The organism is Bradyrhizobium sp. AZCC 2289, from assembly GCF_036924615.1.
Lineage (GTDB): Bacteria > Pseudomonadota > Alphaproteobacteria > Rhizobiales > Xanthobacteraceae > Bradyrhizobium.
Genome location: NZ_JAZHRY010000001.1, coordinates 6,029,297 through 6,047,693, shown reverse-complemented (window position 1 = coordinate 6,047,693; position 18,397 = coordinate 6,029,297). Strand labels below are relative to the sequence as shown.

Below are 18,397 nucleotides of genomic sequence, written 5' to 3'. Positions count from 1 at the left end.
CAGCTTGAAGACATCAGCTTGGACGTGAATCAGTCGTCCGTGAAGAACCCGGACTTCAGTTCGGAACGAGCTGAATTCGGCGGATGAGCTGGACGAGGATTTGGCGCAAAAAGAACTCCAGCCAGCGGAGGAGGCGGCGGAAGTTGTAGCCGGCAGCGGCGAGGACGGCGTTGATGGCATCGCCTTGGCGGTGCCAGAGATAGTTCCGGCCCATCCGGTGTTCGGATTTGAGGTGCCCGATCACCGGCTCGACGGCGGAGCGCCTGCGTAGCTCGCGCTTGATCTGCGGGGTCACCCGCCGCTTCTGGCCTGAGGTGAACACCCTGAACTTGTATTCGGGCGGCGCATTGTGGCCGCGATAGCCTTTGTCGAGAACGAGGCGCTCGATGATGTTGCCGATCAGCACCTCCATGTCCGGGATCACGGTCTTGAGCGTATGACCGTCATAGGGATTGCCGGGCAGCGCCTTCACATGGGTAACGAACTGACCGCCCTTGGCGTGCGCCAGCGTGGTGGCGACGGAGACCTTGACCCCGAACTCGTAAGGCCGGTGCGCCTTGCCCTTGCCGATGCACTCCACTTCCGGCGCGTGCAGCGAGTAGACCTTGGGGCCGCGCTGGTGCTGCTTCTGGTCAAGCACCCGTCGCGCCAGCGCCAGCATGCGTCCAAGGACAATCTCGCCGAGCGGGTCGGTGCGGCCTTCGATCTTGCGGGCAATGTCGCGGATGACGCGTCCGAGATAGGTTCTGAGCGTCTTCAAGGCCCGGTTGGCGCGCTTGAACTGCTTGGCGTGGGCATAGCGCTGGTGCTTGATCAGGGCGAACTTGCCCACCCGTGCATAGGATTGCCGCAACGCGAGGCCCTGCCGCTTTGCCAGCCGGACCAGGATCTCGCGGGCTCGGTTGAGAAGCCTGGCATCGGTCGGGAACATCACGTTCTTGGGCTGCACCGTGGTGTCGACAATGACGCGGTTGAGGTCGGACGGCTTGATCGCCTCGGTCTTGGTCGCGACCGAAAGGCTCTCCTGGAGCAGGGCTTGCAGCTTCTCCTCGCCCATGCGCTGGCGCCAGCGCGTCAGCGAGGAGCGGTCAAACACCAGGCGATGCTGGAAGAACTCCTCGCCACAGAAGAACTGGTAATAGGGATTCTCCACCCAGCGCTCGCACAACACCTCATCGGAGAGATCGCAGGTGTGCTTGAGGATGGCCAGCCCCGCCATCAAGCGCGTCGGCAGCGGCGGCCGGCCCGGCTTGTCCTCGTAGACCGCGCCGAACCGTTCCTCGAGGAACGACCAGTCGATCGTCCGCGCCAGCTTCACCAGCGCATGGTTCATGTCGATGATCGCGTCCAGCCGCGAGCGCAGAAGATCGGCCTGTCCGCTGTCCCGTCGTTCCTTGGGTCGCATCGTCCCCTCCGATGCGACCAAGGAATCACGACCCGCGACTCCCGCCCAATGGCTTGGACAGTTCTTCACGGACGACTGAATCAAGCGCCCAAACCGGGGCCTGAAGCGGCAGCCCAGGGCGCGTGGGTTTTGATTGCAACGGGGCCGGCTGCCGATCCGGCAAAAATGGCGGGCGAAGCCTACTCCGGCAAACCCGCGTCGCGAAGTGCGGCAGCTATTTGATCCCGCCGCTCGGGCCAGCGGACGGGAAATGCCTCGCTGGCGTGAGAGACGCGAAAGCCGGGCTGCAGCTTCAAAACCCGGCTGATCGCCTTGTTCGCCTCCTCCTTGCGTCCGATGCGGACAGCGTTCATGGCGAAGGTCAACAGCGAATGCGCGTTGGCATCGAACTGCATCGATTTCATCGCCGCCGCGCAGCCATCCTCGTGACGCGAGAGACAGAAAAATGCATGCGACGAACCGTTCCAGGCGCTTAATCGCAGCGGGTCCAGCGGACTCAGCCTGATCATGTGGTCGAAGCTCTCAATCGCGCGTTCGGCCTCGTCGCACAGCAGATAGACGAAGCCGCGCGAATACCATGCGATGGCAAGATTTGGATTGAGCGCGACCGCCTGTTCCACCATGGCTACGCCGCGTTCATACTCCTGTCCCAGATAGGTCAGTACGTGGCCGGCTGTCGCCAGCACATACGGATCCTCCTCGGCCAGTCTCGCCGCCAGCCGTGCATGCCGGATCGCCTCGGCGCGGGCATCGGCTTTTAGCGGCATGCCATAGATGGCCTGCCGCGCCATCCACATCCAGGCCACCATGGCGTGGGCCATGGCATATTCCGGGTCTCGCTCGATCGCCTTCCTGAACAACTCATGCGTTTCGAGCGGCGAGGACCGCTGATGCAGCAGCGCCATGCCGCGCAGGTAGAAATCGTAGCTGTCGAGCTTCTCGGTAGGCTTTTGTCGCGCCCGTTCGAACTCGGCCTGCTCGAGTCTGGGGGCGATCAATCCCACCACACTGGCGGCGACCTGGTCCTGCAGGCCGAACACGTCCTCGAACCCGCCTTCGAACCTGTCCGCCCAGATATGATTGCCGGTCGCAGCCTCGATCAGCTGGCCGGAAATGCGAACCCGGTTGCCTACCCGGCGGACGCTTCCCTCGAGCACGTAGCGCACCCCGAGTTCACGCCCAACCTGCTTGATATCGACGGATTTTCCCTTGTAGGCGAAACTCGAATTGCGCGCGATCACGAACAGCGACTTGAACCGCGACAGCGCGGTGATGATCTCCTCAACCATGCCGTCGGCGAAATATTCCTGCTCGGGATCGGCGCTCATGTTATCGAACGGCAGCACCGCGATCGATGGCCGATCGGGAAGCGCCAGCGGCTGGCTGGGCGCGGCGGGATTTATCGCGGGCGCCGATGTGCGCTCCTCGCCAATCCGGATATGCCATACCCGCATCGGCTCGGCGATGTTCTTCAGATTTTGCGAACCCATGTCGTCGAAGGTGACACGGACCTTGCCGCGGACCTGGCGTTGCGTGTCGTCGGAGATGCAGATGCCGCCGGGCTCCGCGATCTGCAGAAGACGCGCGGCGATATTGACGCCGTCGCCGAATATATCGTCGGCTTCGATCATCACGTCACCAAGGTGAATGCCGATGCGGAATTCGATTCTGACATCCAGCGGCAGCGCGGCGTTCTGTTCCGCCATACTGCGCTGTACTTCGATCGCGCAGCGCGCCGCGTCGACGGCGCTGGGGAATTCGACCAGCATTTCGTCACCGGCGGTCTTGACGATGCGGCCGCGATGCGTGGCGACGGCGGGACCAATCAAAGACCGCCGGAGCCTCTTGAGATCGGCCCGCGCCCGCTCCGCATCGACGCGCATCAAACGAGCGTAGTCGGCGACATCCGCCACCACCACCGCCGCCAATCGTCGTTCCACGCGCTCGCTGGTCAAAGGTTCCTCGGGATCGAACAATCTTCCTCGCCGCATCAAAGCATGGCGACGTGATGCAGGCTAGCTCGACCAAAAGCCCGGTGTCGCCGGCTCCAGCCTGCCGCCGGCCCGCACCGGCGCGATTCGCAGCGCCAGCCCGGTGGCATTGTCGGTTTCGACCGCGACGCCGCTCAGTGTTGCAACGCCGAAGGCCGGCTCGAAACGGCCCGATGAAATGCCGGTCGTGAAGCGGTGCAGCGGCTCTTCCTTCTGCATGCCGATGATCGAATCGTAATCGCCGGTCATGCCGGCATCGGTCATATAGGCGGTGCCGCCCGGCAGCACCTGATGATCGGCGGTCGGGACATGGGTGTGGGTGCCGACCACGAGGCTGGCGCGGCCGTCGCAGAAGAATCCCATGCCCTGCTTCTCGCTGGACGCCTCGCCGTGGAAATCGACCACGATGGCATCGGCCGCCTCGCGCAGCGGACAGGCCTCGAGTTCGCGGCCGACCGCGTTGAAGGGATCGTTGAGCGGCTCCATGAAGACGCGGCCCATGGCGTTGATGACCAGCGCGCGTTTGCCGTTCTTGGTGTCGATCAGGGCGGCACCCCGGCCCGGCGTATGGCGCGGAAAATTCACCGGCCGGATCAGGCGCGGCGCGCGCTCGATGAAGACCAGCGCTTCCTTCTGATTCCAGGCGTGGTTGCCGAGCGTGATCGCATCGGCCCCGGCGTCGAGGAAATCCTGGTAGATCGCCTCGGTGATGCCGAACCCTCCGGCGGAATTCTCCCCATTGACGATGACGAGATCGAGCGACCAGTCACGGACCATGCCGGGCAGATGCTCCGAGATAGCGGTGCGGCCGGTCTTGCCGACGACGTCACCGATAAAGAGAATTCGCAAAATTCAGCTCCGGAAATCGAACACTTTCTTTTCGGTTAGCACATAATCCAGCGCCACGTCGTGCGGCAGCGCCGGGACAGCCTTTATTTGCTGTGCGGAAAATCCGATGCCGACGGCCGTGATGGCCTTCATCTTGCGCAAATGTGCAAGCGTGTAGTCGTAATGTCCGGCGCCATAACCAATGCGGTGCCCCAGGGGATCGAACGCCGCCAGCGGCACCAGCATGATGTCGGGAACGGCCTCGGCGGCAGCAGGCGACGGCTCGAGAATACCGAGCGGCCCGAGCATCAGCCGGTCGTCGGGCGACCACGCACGAAACGCCAGCGACTTGCCGCGCGCCAAAACCGCCGGCAGCGCCAGCTTCGCCCCCTGTTCGGCGAGCCTTCGCATCAACGGTGCCGGATCGATCTCGCTGCGGATCGGCGAGTAGCCGGAGACGATCATCCCGGGAGCGATTTCGAACGGCAGCCCGCGTCTGGCGATGGCTTCCGCCGCGGCGGCGCGTTGCTCGTCGCTCAATGCATCGCGCTTTGCCAGCGCAATGGCACGAAGCTCTGCTTTGGATGAACTTCCCGACATGCAGTGTTCTATTCCACCGTCATTGCCCGCCAACCGGTCGGCCGAATGGCCGCCCGATGACAGACTCCGGCGGGCGATCCCGGATTGCAGGTTCGTTCGTCTTCAGATTGCGATGCCGGTAGTGTACGGCTCGACGCAGAAATCAACAGAAACAAAAGTGCGAAGCCGCAGAGGCCGTTGAAGCGCTCGATCCCGGAGTTCCCTACGAAAGTAGGTGGGCACCATATGACCGGATCCACGGACCCGGCCAGGGACAGTTCCCTAAAGGATCGATAAGGCCCCGGGGATATATGGCTCCTGACGCGCAACGCAGCTTCGCCCGGCCAATGTAGCTACGATAGGGCCGCTCCGCCAGCGGTAAGAAAACACTCGTCGTCCCGGCCTTGAGCCGGGACGACGAAAACTTCTACCCGATCGCGACGCCGCCCCCAATGGTGCGGTTCAGCACCTGCGTGGTCTTTTCGATGCGGTCGGCGGCCGCATTGAGCGCATTGGCGACCGCGACCTGCGTCGTCCGGGCGCGATCGGCGGCGGCGATACGAACATTGCGCAAGGCGTCGAGCTCTTCCTCGAGGCTACGGATGCGATGGCTGGCGTCGAGCAGTTCGTCGCACACCGTCAAGGCCGCCATCACCACGAGCCGCGCGTCGCCGATTTCGCCGAATTTGCCGCGCAGGCTGCCGATGCGCGATTCCAGACTCTCGGCGAGCTTGAGCAGCCGCACCTCCTGGCCTTCCTCGCAGGCCATGCGGTATTGCCGGCCATTGATGGTGACGTTGATGTGACTCATGATCCCTCTCCGGCATCGAGAACGGCACGGATGGTGCCGATCGCCGCATCCAGCTTTTCGGCGATCTCGCGATTGGTGCGCTCCAGCCGCCGCGACTTCACCAGCGAGCCGTCGAGTTCGTCGGCCAGCCGCGAGCGATCCGCGCCGAGCGCCTGGATCCGGCTCGCCAGCTCGTTCTCGTCGCGGTCCGCTTCGCGCCGCCGCTCGGCCGCACTTTCCAGCGCGTCAAGTGCCGCCATCAGCCGCCGCGTCGCGGCCTCGATGTCGGCGAAGCTAGGCTCGGCGTTGCCGGAGCCGTTGGCGGGACGATCGCTCATGGGTGACAGCGCAGACCTCAGGTCGAGCCAGCCGCACAGCAAAATCCGCGGTTCGGCAAGCGGTTAGGCGGTGAAATTTACGTTGCAAGCGAGGCCAGCGCAACGCCGCCGCAAAGCTATGCACCGGTAGATCAGGATCCCGCTTTTCGAAGCATGCTTTAGGCAACTTTTCCCGCAATAAGCGCGTTTCCTCGCCTTGGACTCAGGGGATTGAGGTGCTATCCAGCCCTGACTTCCCGTAGCCATAACGCTCGTATTGCGGCCTCCCGGCCGGTACGTACCGCAACCAAGCACCTCATTTCAGGCGGATTTTCATCATGACGCAGGTCGATCATACCCGTATGGCCAATGCGATCCGTGGCCTCGCCATGGACGCCGTCGAGAAGGCGAAATCCGGCCATCCCGGCCTGCCGATGGGCGCCGCCGATATCGCGACCGTCTTGTTCACACAGTTCCTGAAATACGATGCCGCCGAGCCAAACTGGCCGGACCGCGACCGTTTTGTGCTGTCGGCCGGGCACGGCTCGATGCTGCTGTATGCGTTGCTTTATCTCACCGGCAACAAGGACATGACGCTCGACCAGCTCAAGCATTTCCGCCAGCTGGGATCGCTGACCCCGGGGCATCCGGAAAACTTCCACACCAAGGGCATCGAGACCACGACCGGACCGCTCGGCCAGGGCATCGCGACATCGGTCGGCATGGCGCTGGCGGAGAAGATGCTGGCCGCGGAGTTCGGCAAGAAGATCGTCGGCCATCATACGTATGTGCTCGCCTCCGACGGCGACCTGATGGAGGGCGTGTCGCAGGAAGCGATCGCGATGGCGGGCCACTGGAAGCTCAACAAGCTGATCGTGCTCTATGACGACAACGGCATTTCGATCGACGGCCCGACCTCGATCTCCGACTCCGTCGACCAGGTGAAGCGCTTCAAGTCCGCCGGCTGGGCGGCCGAACTGATCGACGGCCAGGATCAAAAGGCGATTGCGGCCGCGATCACCCGCGCGCAGAAATCCAACAAGCCGTCCTTGATCGCGTGCAAGACCACCATCGGTTATGGCGCCCCGACCCGGGCCGGCACGGCAAAGGCCCATGGCGAGGCGCTCGGCGCCGACGAGCTCAAGGGCGCCAAGGAAAAGCTCGGCATTTCGCTGGAGCCGTTCTCGGTGCCCGACGATGTGTTGAAAGCCTGGCGCGAAGCCGGCGGCCGGGGTGCCGCGGCCCGCACGGCCTGGCAGGCGCAGTTTGAACAATTGGGCAACCGCAAGCGCGCCGAATTCGAGCGCCGGTTGCGCCATGAGCGGCCGGCCTCGCTGGCAAAGGCGCTGAAGGCCCACAAGAAGGCGCTGCTGGAGACGCCGCAGAATATCGCCACCCGCAAATCGTCGGAATCCGCGATCGAGGCGATCGCGGCGGCGATGCCGATGGAGTTTTTGGCGGGCTCCGCCGATCTCACCGGCTCCAACAACAACAAGGCGAAATCGGCGGTGGCGTTTTCCGCCAAGACGCCGAAGGGCCGCTTCATCCATTACGGCATCCGCGAGCACGGCATGGCTGCTGCGATGAACGGCATCTTCCTGCATGGCGGCTTTGCGCCGAACGGCGCCACCTTCCTGGTGTTCACCGACTATGCGCGGCCGGCGATGCGGCTGGCGGCGCTGATGGGCACCGGCGTCGTCTATGTCATGACCCACGATTCGATCGGGCTCGGCGAAGACGGCCCGACGCACCAGCCGGTCGAACATCTGGCGGCGCTGCGCGCGATTCCCAATATGCGCGTGTTCCGGCCCTGCGACGCCATGGAGACGACCGAGTGCTGGGAACTCGCGCTGAATCGGATCGACGGCCCGACGGTGCTGGCGTTGACCCGCCAGAACCTGCCGCAGCTACGAACCACCGCGCCGTCGGAAAATCCCTGCGGCCACGGCGCCTATGAACTGGTCGCCGCCCAGGGCGAGGCAAAAGTGTCGTTGTTCGCCTCGGGTTCCGAGGTCGAAATCGCGGTGGCCGCCCAGAAGCAATTGGCCGAACGCGGCATCGCGTCGCGGGTGGTGTCGGTGCCCTCGCTCGAATTGCTGCTGGCGCAGTCGGCGGTGCGTCAGCAGTCGATCATCGGCAACGCGCCGGTCAAGATCGCGATCGAGGCCGCGGTGCGCTGGGGCTGGGACGCCGTGATCGGCCAGGATGGCGAATTCGTGGGTATGCACGGTTTCGGCGCCAGTGCGCCTGCCAAGGATCTTTACAAGCACTTCGGAATTACCGCCGAGGCTGCGGTTAACGCCGCCCTGAAGCGCTTGGGCTAGTGGTTGAGCTTGCCCGGAAAAAGGACTAGGTAATTTCGATCTTGTCCGTTCTCGCCCGGCCGAACCGGGCGATCCGCCGTCAGCACCTCCGGAGAGCCCCTCCGCGGGGTCGTCAATAGCTATTAAGGGAGAAACGAGCATGGCAATCCGCGTCGCGATCAACGGGTTCGGCCGTATCGGCCGCAATGTGCTGCGTGCCATCGCCGAGTCCGGCCGCAAGGATATCGAGGTGGTCGCGATCAACGATCTCGGCCCGGTCGAGACCAACGCCCATCTCCTGCGCTTCGATTCCGTGCATGGCCGGTTCCCGGGAACCGTGACCGTCGACGGCGACTCGATCAGCCTCGGCAACGGCAAGATCAAGGTCACCGCGCACCGCGATCCGGCGACGCTGCCCTGGAAAGACCTCGGCGTCGATATCGCGCTGGAATGCACCGGCATCTTCACCGCCAAGGACAAGGCCTCCGCGCATCTGACCGCCGGCGCCAAGCGCGTGCTGGTCTCAGCGCCCGCCGACAATGCGGACGCGACCATCGTCTATGGCGTCAACCACGACAAACTGACCAGGGATCATCTGGTCGTCTCCAACGGCTCCTGCACCACCAACTGCCTCGCGCCGATCGCAAAAGTCCTGAACGACACCGTCGGCATCGAGACCGGCTTCATGACCACGATCCACGCCTATACCGGCGACCAGCCGACGCTCGATACCCTGCACAAGGATCTCTATCGCGGCCGTGCCGCGGCGATGTCGATGATCCCGACCTCGACCGGTGCCGCCAAGGCGATCGGTCTGGTGCTGCCGGAATTGAAGGGCAAGCTCGACGGCGTCGCGATCCGCGTGCCGACCCCGAACGTCTCGGTGGTCGACCTCAAGATCGTCGCCAAGCGCGCGACCGAGGTGAAGGAAATCAACGAGGCGATGAAGCGCGCTTCCGAGCAGGAGCTGAAGGGCATTCTGGGCTACACCACCGCGCCCAACGTCTCGATCGACTTCAACCACGATCCGCACTCGTCCACCTATCATGTGGACCAGACCAAGGTGCTGAACGGCACGCTGGTGCGGGTGATGGCCTGGTACGACAACGAATGGGGTTTCTCCAACCGCATGGCGGACACCGCCGTGGCGATGGGGAAGCTGCTGTAAATTCCTAGCCTCATGGTTCGAGACGCGCGCAAAGAGCGCGCTCCTCACCATGAGGGAGAAACCTCATCCTGAGGAGCCGCGCACAGCGCGGCGTCTCGAAGGATGAGCAGCGTGAGACCCAGATGTCCAAATCATTCCGCACGCTCGATGACGTCGACGTAAGGGGCAAGCGCGTGCTGCTGCGCGTCGACCTCAACGTACCCATGGAGAACGGCCGCGTCACCGACGCAACCAGGCTCGAACGCGTTGCGCCGACCATCGCCGAAATCTCCGGCAAGGGCGGCAAGGTCATCCTGCTGGCACATTTCGGCCGGCCCAAGGGACGCGATCCCAAGGAATCGCTGAAGCCCGTTGCTGACGCGCTTTCACAGGTCATCAAGCAGCCGGTCGCCTTCGCGGAGGATTGCGTCGGTGAAGCCGCCGCCAGGGCCGTCGATGCGATGAAGGATGGCGACATCCTTTGTCTCGAAAACACCCGCTTCCACAAAGAGGAAGAAAAGAACGATCCGGCCTTCGTCGCCGAACTGGCAAAGCTTGGCGACATCTGGGTCAACGACGCGTTCTCTGCAGCGCACCGCGCGCATGCCTCGACCGAAGGGCTCGGCCACAGGTTGCCGGCCTATGCCGGCCGCACCATGCAGGCCGAACTCGACGCGCTCGGCAAGGCGCTGGAGGCGCCGACCAAACCGGTGATCGCGATCATCGGCGGCGCAAAGGTTTCCACCAAGATCGATCTGTTGGAAAACCTCGTCAGCAAGGTCGACGCGCTGGTGATCGGCGGCGGCATGGCCAACACCTTCCTGCACGCCCAGGGCGTCGGCGTCGGCAAATCGCTGGCGGAGAAGGATCTGGCCGCGACCGCGTTGCGGATCATGGAAAAGGCGGAAGCCGCGAATTGCGCGATCATCCTGCCGGTGGATGCCGTGGTCGCCTATCATTTCGCGGCCAATTCGCCGTCGCACGCCTATGGCCTCGACGCCATTCCGGCCGACGGCATGATCCTCGATGTCGGCCCGCAATCGATCGCGCGAATCCATGCCGCGATCGACGATGCCGCAACGCTGGTCTGGAACGGCCCGCTCGGGGCGTTCGAGATGACCCCGTTCGACCGCGGCACCGTGGTGGCGGCCAAGCATGCGGCCGAGCGGACCAAGGCCAGGAAGCTGGTTTCGGTCGCCGGCGGCGGCGACACCGTCGCGGCGCTGAACCAGGCCGGCGTGGCCGGCGATTTTTCCTATGTTTCGACCGCAGGTGGTGCGTTTCTTGAATGGATGGAAGGCAAACCGTTGCCCGGCGTCGAAGTTCTAAAATTACGCTAGCAGAGCGTTTTCAAGCGAAGTGGGCACCGGTTCGCGGCAAGAAAACGCGTCAAAACAAAGAGATTTGACCAGATCGAGCGCCCAGGGCGCTGTAAAGACAGGGAGAATTCGGATGGCTCGGATCACGTTGCGTCAATTGCTCGACCACGCGGCAGAGCACGATTACGGCGTGCCGGCCTTCAACATCAACAATATGGAGCAGGCGCTCGCCATCATGGACGCCGCCTCCTCGCTCGACGCTCCCGTCATCATCCAGGCCTCGCGCGGCGCGCGCTCCTACGCCAACGACATCATGCTGAAGCACATGATGGATGCAGTCACCGAGATCTATCCGCAGATTCCGGTCTGCGTGCATCTCGACCACGGCAACGGGCCCGACACCTGCATGACCGCGATCCAGGCCGGCTTCACCTCGGTCATGATGGACGGCTCGCTGAAGGCCGACGGCAAGAGCCCGGCCGACTGGAACTACAATGTCGGCGTCACCAAGACCGTCACCGACATGGCCCATCTCGGCGGCATCTCGGTCGAAGGCGAACTCGGCGTGCTCGGCTCGCTGGAAACCGGCATGGGCGACAAGGAAGACGGCCACGGCGCCGAAGGCAAATTGTCCCACGACCAGCTGCTGACCAATCCCGACGAAGCCGTAAAATTCGTCCAGGAGACAAAGGTCGACGCGCTGGCGATCGCGATGGGCACCTCGCACGGCGCCTACAAATTCACCCGCAAGCCGGACGGCGATATCCTCGCCATGAACGTGATCGAGGAGATTCACCGCAAGCTGCCGAACACGCATCTGGTCATGCACGGCTCCTCCTCGGTGCCGCAGGATCTGCAGGAGATCATCAACGCCAATGGCGGCAAGATGAAGCCGACCTGGGGCGTGCCGGTCTCCGAGATCCAGCGCGGCATCAAGAACGGTGTCCGCAAGATCAACATCGACACCGACAACCGGATGGCGATGACGGGGCAGATCCGCAAAGTCCTGAAAGACAATCCGGAAGAGTTCGACCCGCGCAAATATCTTAAACCCGCGATGGAAGCGATGGCCAAACTGTGCAAGCAGCGGCTGCAGGAATTCAACACCGCGGGGCAAGCCGGCAAGATCAAGAAGGTGCTGACGACGGCCGAGATGGCCAGGCGCTACAGCAAGGGCGAACTTGATCCGAGAGTAGCCTGACCCCGCGCCATTGCGCCGCGGGGGGCCGCCGGCCGCGACGAACGTTTTCTAGGCAATTGCCCGAGAACCGCCTATTTTGGCTTGCAAGGGCAGTTGATCTGGAGAACGGTTCAATGAATCTCGCTGACCTCAACAAGGTTGCGCTTGCCATGGTCACCCCGGGCAAGGGCATCCTCGCCGCCGACGAATCCTCAGGCACGATCAAGAAGCGTTTTGACGCCATCGGGGTCGAATCGACCGAGGAGACGCGCCGCGACTACCGGGAAATGCTGTTGCGCTCCCAGGAGGCGATGAGCAAATACATCTCGGGCGTCATCCTCTATGACGAAACCATCTGGCAGAACGCCAAGGACGGCACGCCGCTGGTCAAACTGATCGAGCAGTCCGGCGCCGTCCCCGGCATCAAGGTCGATGAGGGAACCCAGGCGTTGCCGAATTGCCCCGGCGAATTGATCACCGCCGGCCTCGACAAACTCGCCGAGCGCTTGAAGAAATATTACGAGCGCGGCGCGCGGTTCGCCAAATGGCGGGCGGTGATCGATATCGGCGCGGACATTCCCACCATGACCGCGATCCATGTCAACGCGCATGCGCTGGCCCGCTACGCCGCGTTGTGCCAGGCCGCGCAGATCGTGCCGATCGTCGAGCCGGAAGTGCTGATGGACGGCGATCACGACATCGACCGCTGCTTTGAGGTGACCCAGCACGTCCTGGACAAGACGTTCCAGGAGTTGCGGGTCCAGCGCGTCGCGCTGGAGGGCATGATCCTGAAGCCCAACATGGCGATATCAGGCAAGAAAAGCGCAAAGCCGTCGCCCGTTGAAGAGGTTGCGGAGAAAACCATCCGGCTGCTGAAGGCGTGCGTTCCCGCTGCCGTGCCCGGTATCGCCTTTTTGTCCGGCGGACAGTCCGACGAGGAAGCAACCGCCCACCTCAACGCCATGAACCGGATCGGCGGCCTGCCTTCTAATCTGCCTTGGCGGCTGACCTTCTCCTACGGCCGCGCGCTGCAGGCAGCGCCGCAAAAGGCGTGGTCGGGCAGGCCTGAGAACGCCGCCGCGGGCCAACGCGCCTTTATCCACCGTGCGCGGATGAATGCGCTGGCGAGCAAGGGCGAGTGGGAAACCGGCCTGGAAAAGAAGGTCGCATAGACTTGGCCGCAAAACCTGTTCCACCGCGCCCGGTGCCGCGGCTCTACCTCGCAACGCCCGAAATAGACGATCCGTCGCAGCTGGCGGCCGGCCTCTCCGGCTTGCTCGCCGCCGCCGATGTCGCAGCCGTGCTGCTGCGGCTGAAACAGACCGACCAGCGCACCCTGATCTCGCGCATCAAGACGCTGGCGCCGGTGGTGCAGGACGGCGGCGCGGCACTGCTGCTCGATGGCCATGTCGAACTGGTGGCCCGGGCCGGCGCCGACGGCGCGCATCTGACCGGCATTGCCGCCATGGAAGACGCGCTGCCATCGTTGAAGCCCGACCGTATCGCCGGCGTCGGCGGCCTCACCACGCGGCACGATTCGATGGCTGCGGGCGAAGCCGGCGCGGACTATGTGCTGTTCGGCGAACCCGACGCGCGCGGGCAGCGGCCCTCGGTGGAGGCGATCGCCGAACGCCTGCAATGGTGGGCCGAACTGTTCGAGCCGCCGTGCGTGGGCTTTGCCGCCTCGCGCGAAGAGGCCGGCGAATTCGCCGCCGCGGGAGCGGATTTCATCCTGGTCGGCGACTTCGTCTGGGCCGATCCGCGCGGCGCGGAGACGGCGCTGATCGAGGTCGAGCAGGCGATCCGGCAGGCGCACGCTACGGCGTCAGACAAAACCAGGGCGGAGCAGGGATAGCGCCGGAAATGAAACTCCTGCGTCCCATATCGATCTTCGCGGGTTGCCTGATGCTGGCGGCCGGCGCATCGGCGCAAATCCAGCTCACACCGCCGGCAGCCCAAACGCCGCCGAGCAAACCGGCCGCCAGGAAAGAGACACCAAAGCCAAAAGCGGCGGCGGCGGCCAAGAAACCCGCGGCAACGCCAAAGCCTGCGGCGACGCCGACCCCCACCCCCACGCCGACGCCCACCTTCGACGATCCCAATGTCGATTCCGTCTACGGCGCCTATCAGCGCGGCCTCTACAAGACCACGTTCGATCTCGCGACCACGCGCGCGCAATATGCGCGTGACCCGAAGGCGATGACCATGCTGGGCGAGCTCTACGCCAACGCGCTCGGCGTCAAGCGTGACTACGCGAAAGCCGCTGAATGGTACCAGCGCGCCGCCGACGGCGGCGACCGCGAGGGCATGTTCGCGCTGGCCATGATGCGGCTCGCCGGCCGCGGTGGTCCGGTCAACCGCGAGGAAGCGGTAAAGCTGCTGGCGTCGTCAGCAAAACTCGGCAACCCAAAGGCGGCCTATAATCTCGCGCTGCTTTATCTCGACGGTCAGACGCTGCCGCAGGACCTCAAGCGCGCCGCCGAGCTGCTGCGCGTCGCCGCCGACGCCGGCAGTCCCGAGGCGCAATATGCGCTCGCGACTTTCTACAAGGAGGGCACCGGCGTCCCGAAGGACATCGACAAGGCGGTGCGGCTGCTGCAGGCCGCCTCGCTCGCCGACAATGTCGATGCCGAAGTCGAATATGCCATTGCGCTCTACAACGGCACCGGCACGCCGAAGAACCAGGCCGCCGGCGTCGCGCTGCTGCGCAAGGCAGCCCGGCAAAACAGCCCGATCGCGCAGAACCGCCTCGCCCGCGTGCTGGTGAGCGGACAGGGCGCGCCGATGGACAAGATCGAGGGCCTGAAATGGCACATCGTCGCCAAAACCGCCGGCAAAGGCGACCTGGAGCTGGACGAGGCGCTGGCGAACCTCAGCGCCGAGGATCGCGCCAAGGCCGAGGAAGCTGCGCGCAAATGGATCGGCAAAGACGTCAAATGACGCCTTGACGGCGCCGTTTCGAGAGGGCACCCAGTCCAAGCCCCGGCGGCACCGAGCCGCCTGTCTCCGACCCCCCTTAAGCCCCAGAACATGCTATCTTCCGCCCTCATCAACGTCATGGTCAAGGCCGCGCGCCGCGCCGGCCGCAGCCTCAGTCGCGACCTCGGCGAAATCGAGAATCTGCAGGTGTCGCTGAAGGGTCCGGCGAATTTCGTCTCGCTCGCCGACAAGCGCGCCGAGGAAATGCTCTACGCGGATCTCGCCAAGTCGCGGCCGGGTTATGGCTTCATCGGCGAGGAAGGCGGCAATCGCGAAGGCGCCGACAAGAGCCACACCTGGATCGTCGATCCCCTGGACGGCACCACCAACTTCCTGCACGGCATTCCGCAATTTGCGATCTCGATCGGCCTGCAGCGCGAGGGCACCATCATCGCCGGCGTGATTTACAATCCCGCCAATGACGAGCTCTACATCGCCGAACGCGGCAAGGGCGCGTTCCTCAACGACCAGCGGCTGCGCGTCGCCGGCCGCCGCAAGCTCGACGAATGCGTGGTGGCCTGCGGCCTGCCCCATATCGGGCGCGGCGATCACGAATTGGCGCTCCGCGAAATGGCCGTCCTCCAGAACAAGGTCGCAGGCTTCCGCCGCTTCGGCGCCGCCTCCCTCGACATGGCCTTCGTTGCCGCCGGCCGCCTCGATGGCTACTGGGAACGCAATTTGCAGCCCTGGGACATGGCCGCCGGCCAGATCATGATCCGCGAGGCTGGCGGCGTGGTCTCGGGCATGCAGGGCAGCGACGATCCGCTGAAGACGGGAGACGTCATCTGCGGCAATGAGTTCGTGCACGGGGAATTGGTGAAGATACTGAAGCCGCTGGGGAAGTGAGCCACAGCTGTCATGCGCGGGCTCGACCTGCGCATCCATCGTCTTCGCGAGAGTCCTTGCTCGATGGATTGCCGGGTCTCTGATCTCAAGACGCGCTCCGCACTTTTGCCCGGCAACATGAGCGACTACGCCGCCCTCATCCGGTAATGGCTGACGCCCCACTCGCTGCCGTCGGCGTAACCGAACAAGCCTGATGTCGCGAGGAAGAACCAACGCCAGCGGCGCATCCACAAAGCGGTGTCGTCGCCATAGACTTCGCGGAGAATGCCTTCGATCTCGTCGCGGTTCGCATCGAAATTCACCAGCCAGTCCTGGGCGGTGCGCTGGTAATGCGTGCCGCTCCAGCGCCATTCCTTCTCGATCCTGAGCAGATCGGCATATTGCCGGATCAAATGATGGCTCGGCATCACGCGGCCAACGAAGAAATGCTGCGCGATCCAGTCCTCGGCATCGGCGCGGTCGAACAGATAGGCTCCGGAGCGATGGGTGAAGATGTGCACGAAGAAACGGCCGTCGGGCTTCAGCCATGAACGAACACCCGTCATCAGTTCGCGCCAGTTCATCATGTGTTCGAACATCTCGACCGAGACGATACGGTCGAACTGCGCGTTCGCGTCGAACACATTCATGTCAGCGGTGACGACGCGCAGATTTGGCAATCCGCGTTTCGCCGCTTCGCGCTCGATATGTTCGCGCTGCGAATTCGAATTCGACACCGCCGTCACCTCTGAGCGCGGAAATTGCCGCGCCATCCACAGCGACAGCGAGCCCCAACCGCAGCCGAGTTCGAGGATCGATTGTCCATCGAAGAGATCGGCATGCTCGACGGTCTGGCGCAGCGATTCTTCCTCGGCCTCCCGCAGCGTGGTGGCCGGCTCCCTGTAGAAGCACGACGAATATTTGCGATTGGGGCCGAGCACATGGGCGAAGAACGCCGCCGGCACTTCGTAACGCTGGACATTGGCTGCGTCGGTATGTTCGGCAATCGCACGGGCCGCCATCTCGTCGGCAAACCAGGCGTCGCTTTCGGCATTGCCGGTGGCGAGTTTGGTGGCGGTGCGCGAGCACAGCCGGTGGATCGCGGCGCGGATGATGACGTCCGGCAGCGGCACCCGTTCGGCGGTGCCGATGATGGTCGAGACGAAGCTCATGTGACCACTCCCTTCATTTTGAGCACGATCTTTTCCGAAAACCGGGCTCCACTGGCGCGCGCGACCGGCCACAGCGCGCTGCCGGCGCCGGTGAGGCCAAGCGAGAAGGTCCAGATGGTGTCGACCCAGCCGGAATTGCCGGTGCGCTGCTGCACCAGGAAGGCGCCCGCCATCAGGATCGACAGCGAAACGGCGATGGCGCCCCGCGCTTCCAGATACAAAATGGTCATGCAAAATCCCGCTTGGGTGGGCTAAGATTCCGAACGCCACGATATACGCCTGAAACAAAGCCGGCTTTCAGCCTGAAGTTCCCGGCCGGCCGGCCTGAATCAGGGCTTTCCAGCTTTTTTCCCCCCGCCGCTGTGCCATATTGGTGGCCGAAACCGAATCTTCGCAACGGATATGCCCGCAATGCCCTCAGGTCCCGCCGCCCGCTCCGAAATGGAGATCGAACTGAGCAAGTTGTCCTCGCCGCGGATCTTTCTGGTGCGGATGCTGGTGTTTCTGGTGCTGTGCGCGCTCGTGACGATTGTGCTTTACAAGCAGATCATCAACGCCTTCTTCGCCAATCCCGGCCTCAACGCACTGATCGGCATGGTGCTTTTGATCGGCACCATCCTGTCGTTCCGGCAGGTGATCCGGCTCTATCCCGAAGTGGCATGGGTCAATAATTTCCGCATCGCCGATCCCGGCCTCGCGATCGACCGGCGTCCGAGGCTGCTGGCGCCGATGGCGGCGATCCTGGGCGGCGAGCGCACTGGGCGGATGTCGATCTCGCAGCAGACCATGCGGCATTTGCTGGATTCGATCGCGACAAGGCTGGACGAAGCCCGCGACATCTCCCGCTACATGACGGGTTTGCTGGTTTTCCTCGGCCTGCTCGGCACCTTCTGGGGCCTGATCGAGACCGTCGGTTCCGTCGGCAAGGTGATCGACGGGCTGAAAGTCGGCGGCGACGCGGGCGCCCTGTTCGATACCCTGAAGGAGGGTCTCGCCGCGCCGCTCGGCGGCATGGGCATTTCGTTCTCGTCCTCGCTGTTCGGTCTCGCTGGCTCGCTGATCCTCGGCTTCCTCGATCTGCAATCGAGCCAGGCTCAGAACCGCTTCTATACCGATCTCGAGGACTGGCTTGCCTCGACCGTGCGCGAATATTCCGGCGAGGGTGCCGCCGGCGTCAGCGGCGAGTTGCAGCATGCGATGGAAAAGCTGCGTGCCGTCGTCGAGGAAGGCGGCGGCACCCGTGGCACGACCGCAGCGATGGCCAATCTCGCCGAAGCGATTCAGGGCCTGGTCGCGCATATGCGCACCGAGCAGCAGATGATCCGCGAATGGGCCGACGGTCAGGGCGAGCAAAACCGCGAGATCAAGAAGCTGCTGGAGCGGATCGCCCGGCAGCCCGAGAAGAGTTAGAAACGAACTCGTGTCCCGGACGCGGCGTAGCACCATAAGCGCGTTTACGCGCGTCTCTACGACGCGCTATGGTGATGCGACGCGGAGCCGGGACCCAACATCCAGGTCCCGGCTCTGCGGAGCAGCGTTACACGCTGCACCGCGTCCGGGAC

16 protein-coding genes, 1 other RNA gene and 1 pseudogene are annotated in these 18,397 nt (G+C 64.0%); 9 read left to right on the top strand and 9 right to left on the bottom strand.

What is annotated here, in order from left to right; genetic code table 11:
* Positions 1–55 precede the first annotated feature (55 nt).
* From V1289_RS28695 to V1289_RS28665, 7 genes are all read right to left on the bottom strand, one after another.
* A complete protein-coding gene (locus V1289_RS28695) occupies positions 56–1,405 on the bottom strand; it encodes an IS5 family transposase (protein ID WP_334400850.1) in 1,350 nt (449 codons plus the stop codon).
* A gap of 179 nt (positions 1,406–1,584) precedes the next feature.
* Positions 1,585–3,360, bottom strand: a complete 1,776-nt coding sequence (locus V1289_RS28690; protein WP_334400848.1) for an adenylate/guanylate cyclase domain-containing protein — start codon at positions 3,358–3,360, stop codon at positions 1,585–1,587.
* Between the two features lie 60 nt (positions 3,361–3,420).
* Positions 3,421–4,245: a TIGR00282 family metallophosphoesterase gene (locus V1289_RS28685; protein WP_334400846.1), complete on the bottom strand. Its 825-nt coding sequence runs from the start codon at positions 4,243–4,245 to the stop codon at positions 3,421–3,423.
* Between the two features lie 3 nt (positions 4,246–4,248).
* Entirely contained in the window at positions 4,249–4,824 is a 576-nt protein-coding gene (locus V1289_RS28680) for a 5-formyltetrahydrofolate cyclo-ligase (protein ID WP_334400844.1), read from the bottom strand.
* 158 nt (positions 4,825–4,982) lie between these two features.
* A non-coding RNA gene (gene ssrS / locus V1289_RS28675) (6S RNA) lies at positions 4,983–5,143 on the bottom strand.
* 87 nt (positions 5,144–5,230) lie between these two features.
* Positions 5,231–5,614 carry a cell division protein ZapA gene (locus tag V1289_RS28670; RefSeq protein ID WP_334400842.1) on the bottom strand — a complete coding sequence of 128 codons (384 nt, stop codon included), beginning with the start codon at positions 5,612–5,614 and terminating at the stop codon, positions 5,231–5,233.
* Positions 5,611–5,931 (bottom strand): DUF4164 domain-containing protein, encoded by a 321-nt coding sequence (locus V1289_RS28665; RefSeq protein ID WP_309179911.1) that lies wholly within the window; start codon positions 5,929–5,931, stop codon positions 5,611–5,613. The genes V1289_RS28670 and V1289_RS28665 overlap by 4 nt, the downstream gene beginning before the upstream one ends.
* Before the next feature lie 317 nt (positions 5,932–6,248).
* Between V1289_RS28665 and tkt the strand changes: the two genes are divergently transcribed.
* From tkt to V1289_RS28625, 8 genes are all read left to right on the top strand, one after another.
* Complete coding sequence (gene tkt, locus V1289_RS28660; RefSeq protein WP_334400840.1) at positions 6,249–8,234, top strand: transketolase; 1,986 nt, start codon at positions 6,249–6,251, stop codon at positions 8,232–8,234.
* 139 nt (positions 8,235–8,373) lie between these two features.
* On the top strand, positions 8,374–9,381 hold the full coding sequence (gene gap, locus V1289_RS28655; protein WP_334400838.1) for a type I glyceraldehyde-3-phosphate dehydrogenase: 1,008 nt from the start codon (positions 8,374–8,376) through the stop codon (positions 9,379–9,381).
* 122 nt (positions 9,382–9,503) lie between these two features.
* Positions 9,504–10,700, top strand: coding sequence for a phosphoglycerate kinase (locus tag V1289_RS28650; protein ID WP_334400836.1), 1,197 nt, complete (start codon positions 9,504–9,506; stop codon positions 10,698–10,700).
* A gap of 112 nt (positions 10,701–10,812) precedes the next feature.
* A complete protein-coding gene (fba, locus tag V1289_RS28645; protein ID WP_334400834.1) occupies positions 10,813–11,880 on the top strand; it encodes a class II fructose-bisphosphate aldolase in 1,068 nt (355 codons plus the stop codon).
* A gap of 113 nt (positions 11,881–11,993) precedes the next feature.
* Positions 11,994–13,031, top strand: coding sequence for a class I fructose-bisphosphate aldolase (locus tag V1289_RS28640; RefSeq protein WP_334400832.1), 1,038 nt, complete (start codon positions 11,994–11,996; stop codon positions 13,029–13,031).
* Positions 13,032–13,033: 2 nt separating this feature from the next.
* Positions 13,034–13,714: a thiamine phosphate synthase gene (locus V1289_RS28635; RefSeq protein ID WP_334400830.1), complete on the top strand. Its 681-nt coding sequence runs from the start codon at positions 13,034–13,036 to the stop codon at positions 13,712–13,714.
* An 8-nt stretch (positions 13,715–13,722) separates the two neighbouring features.
* Positions 13,723–14,799 (top strand): tetratricopeptide repeat protein, encoded by a 1,077-nt coding sequence (locus tag V1289_RS28630; RefSeq protein ID WP_309179917.1) that lies wholly within the window; start codon positions 13,723–13,725, stop codon positions 14,797–14,799.
* A gap of 90 nt (positions 14,800–14,889) precedes the next feature.
* A complete protein-coding gene (locus V1289_RS28625) occupies positions 14,890–15,684 on the top strand; it encodes an inositol monophosphatase family protein (protein ID WP_309179918.1) in 795 nt (264 codons plus the stop codon).
* 125 nt (positions 15,685–15,809) lie between these two features.
* Here V1289_RS28625 and V1289_RS28620 read toward each other — a convergent pair whose 3' ends face one another.
* Both V1289_RS28620 and V1289_RS28615 read right to left on the bottom strand, forming a co-directional pair.
* Positions 15,810–16,835, bottom strand: coding sequence for an SAM-dependent methyltransferase (locus tag V1289_RS28620; protein ID WP_334400827.1), 1,026 nt, complete (start codon positions 16,833–16,835; stop codon positions 15,810–15,812).
* 50 nt (positions 16,836–16,885) lie between these two features.
* Positions 16,886–17,065: pseudogene (locus V1289_RS28615) on the bottom strand (DUF1295 domain-containing protein); the annotation flags it as partial.
* Positions 17,066–17,246: 181 nt separating this feature from the next.
* On the opposite strand from V1289_RS28615, the gene V1289_RS28610 reads away from it, so the two are divergent.
* Positions 17,247–18,245, top strand: coding sequence for a flagellar motor protein MotA (locus tag V1289_RS28610; RefSeq protein WP_334400825.1), 999 nt, complete (start codon positions 17,247–17,249; stop codon positions 18,243–18,245).
* Positions 18,246–18,397: the final 152 nt, after the last annotated feature.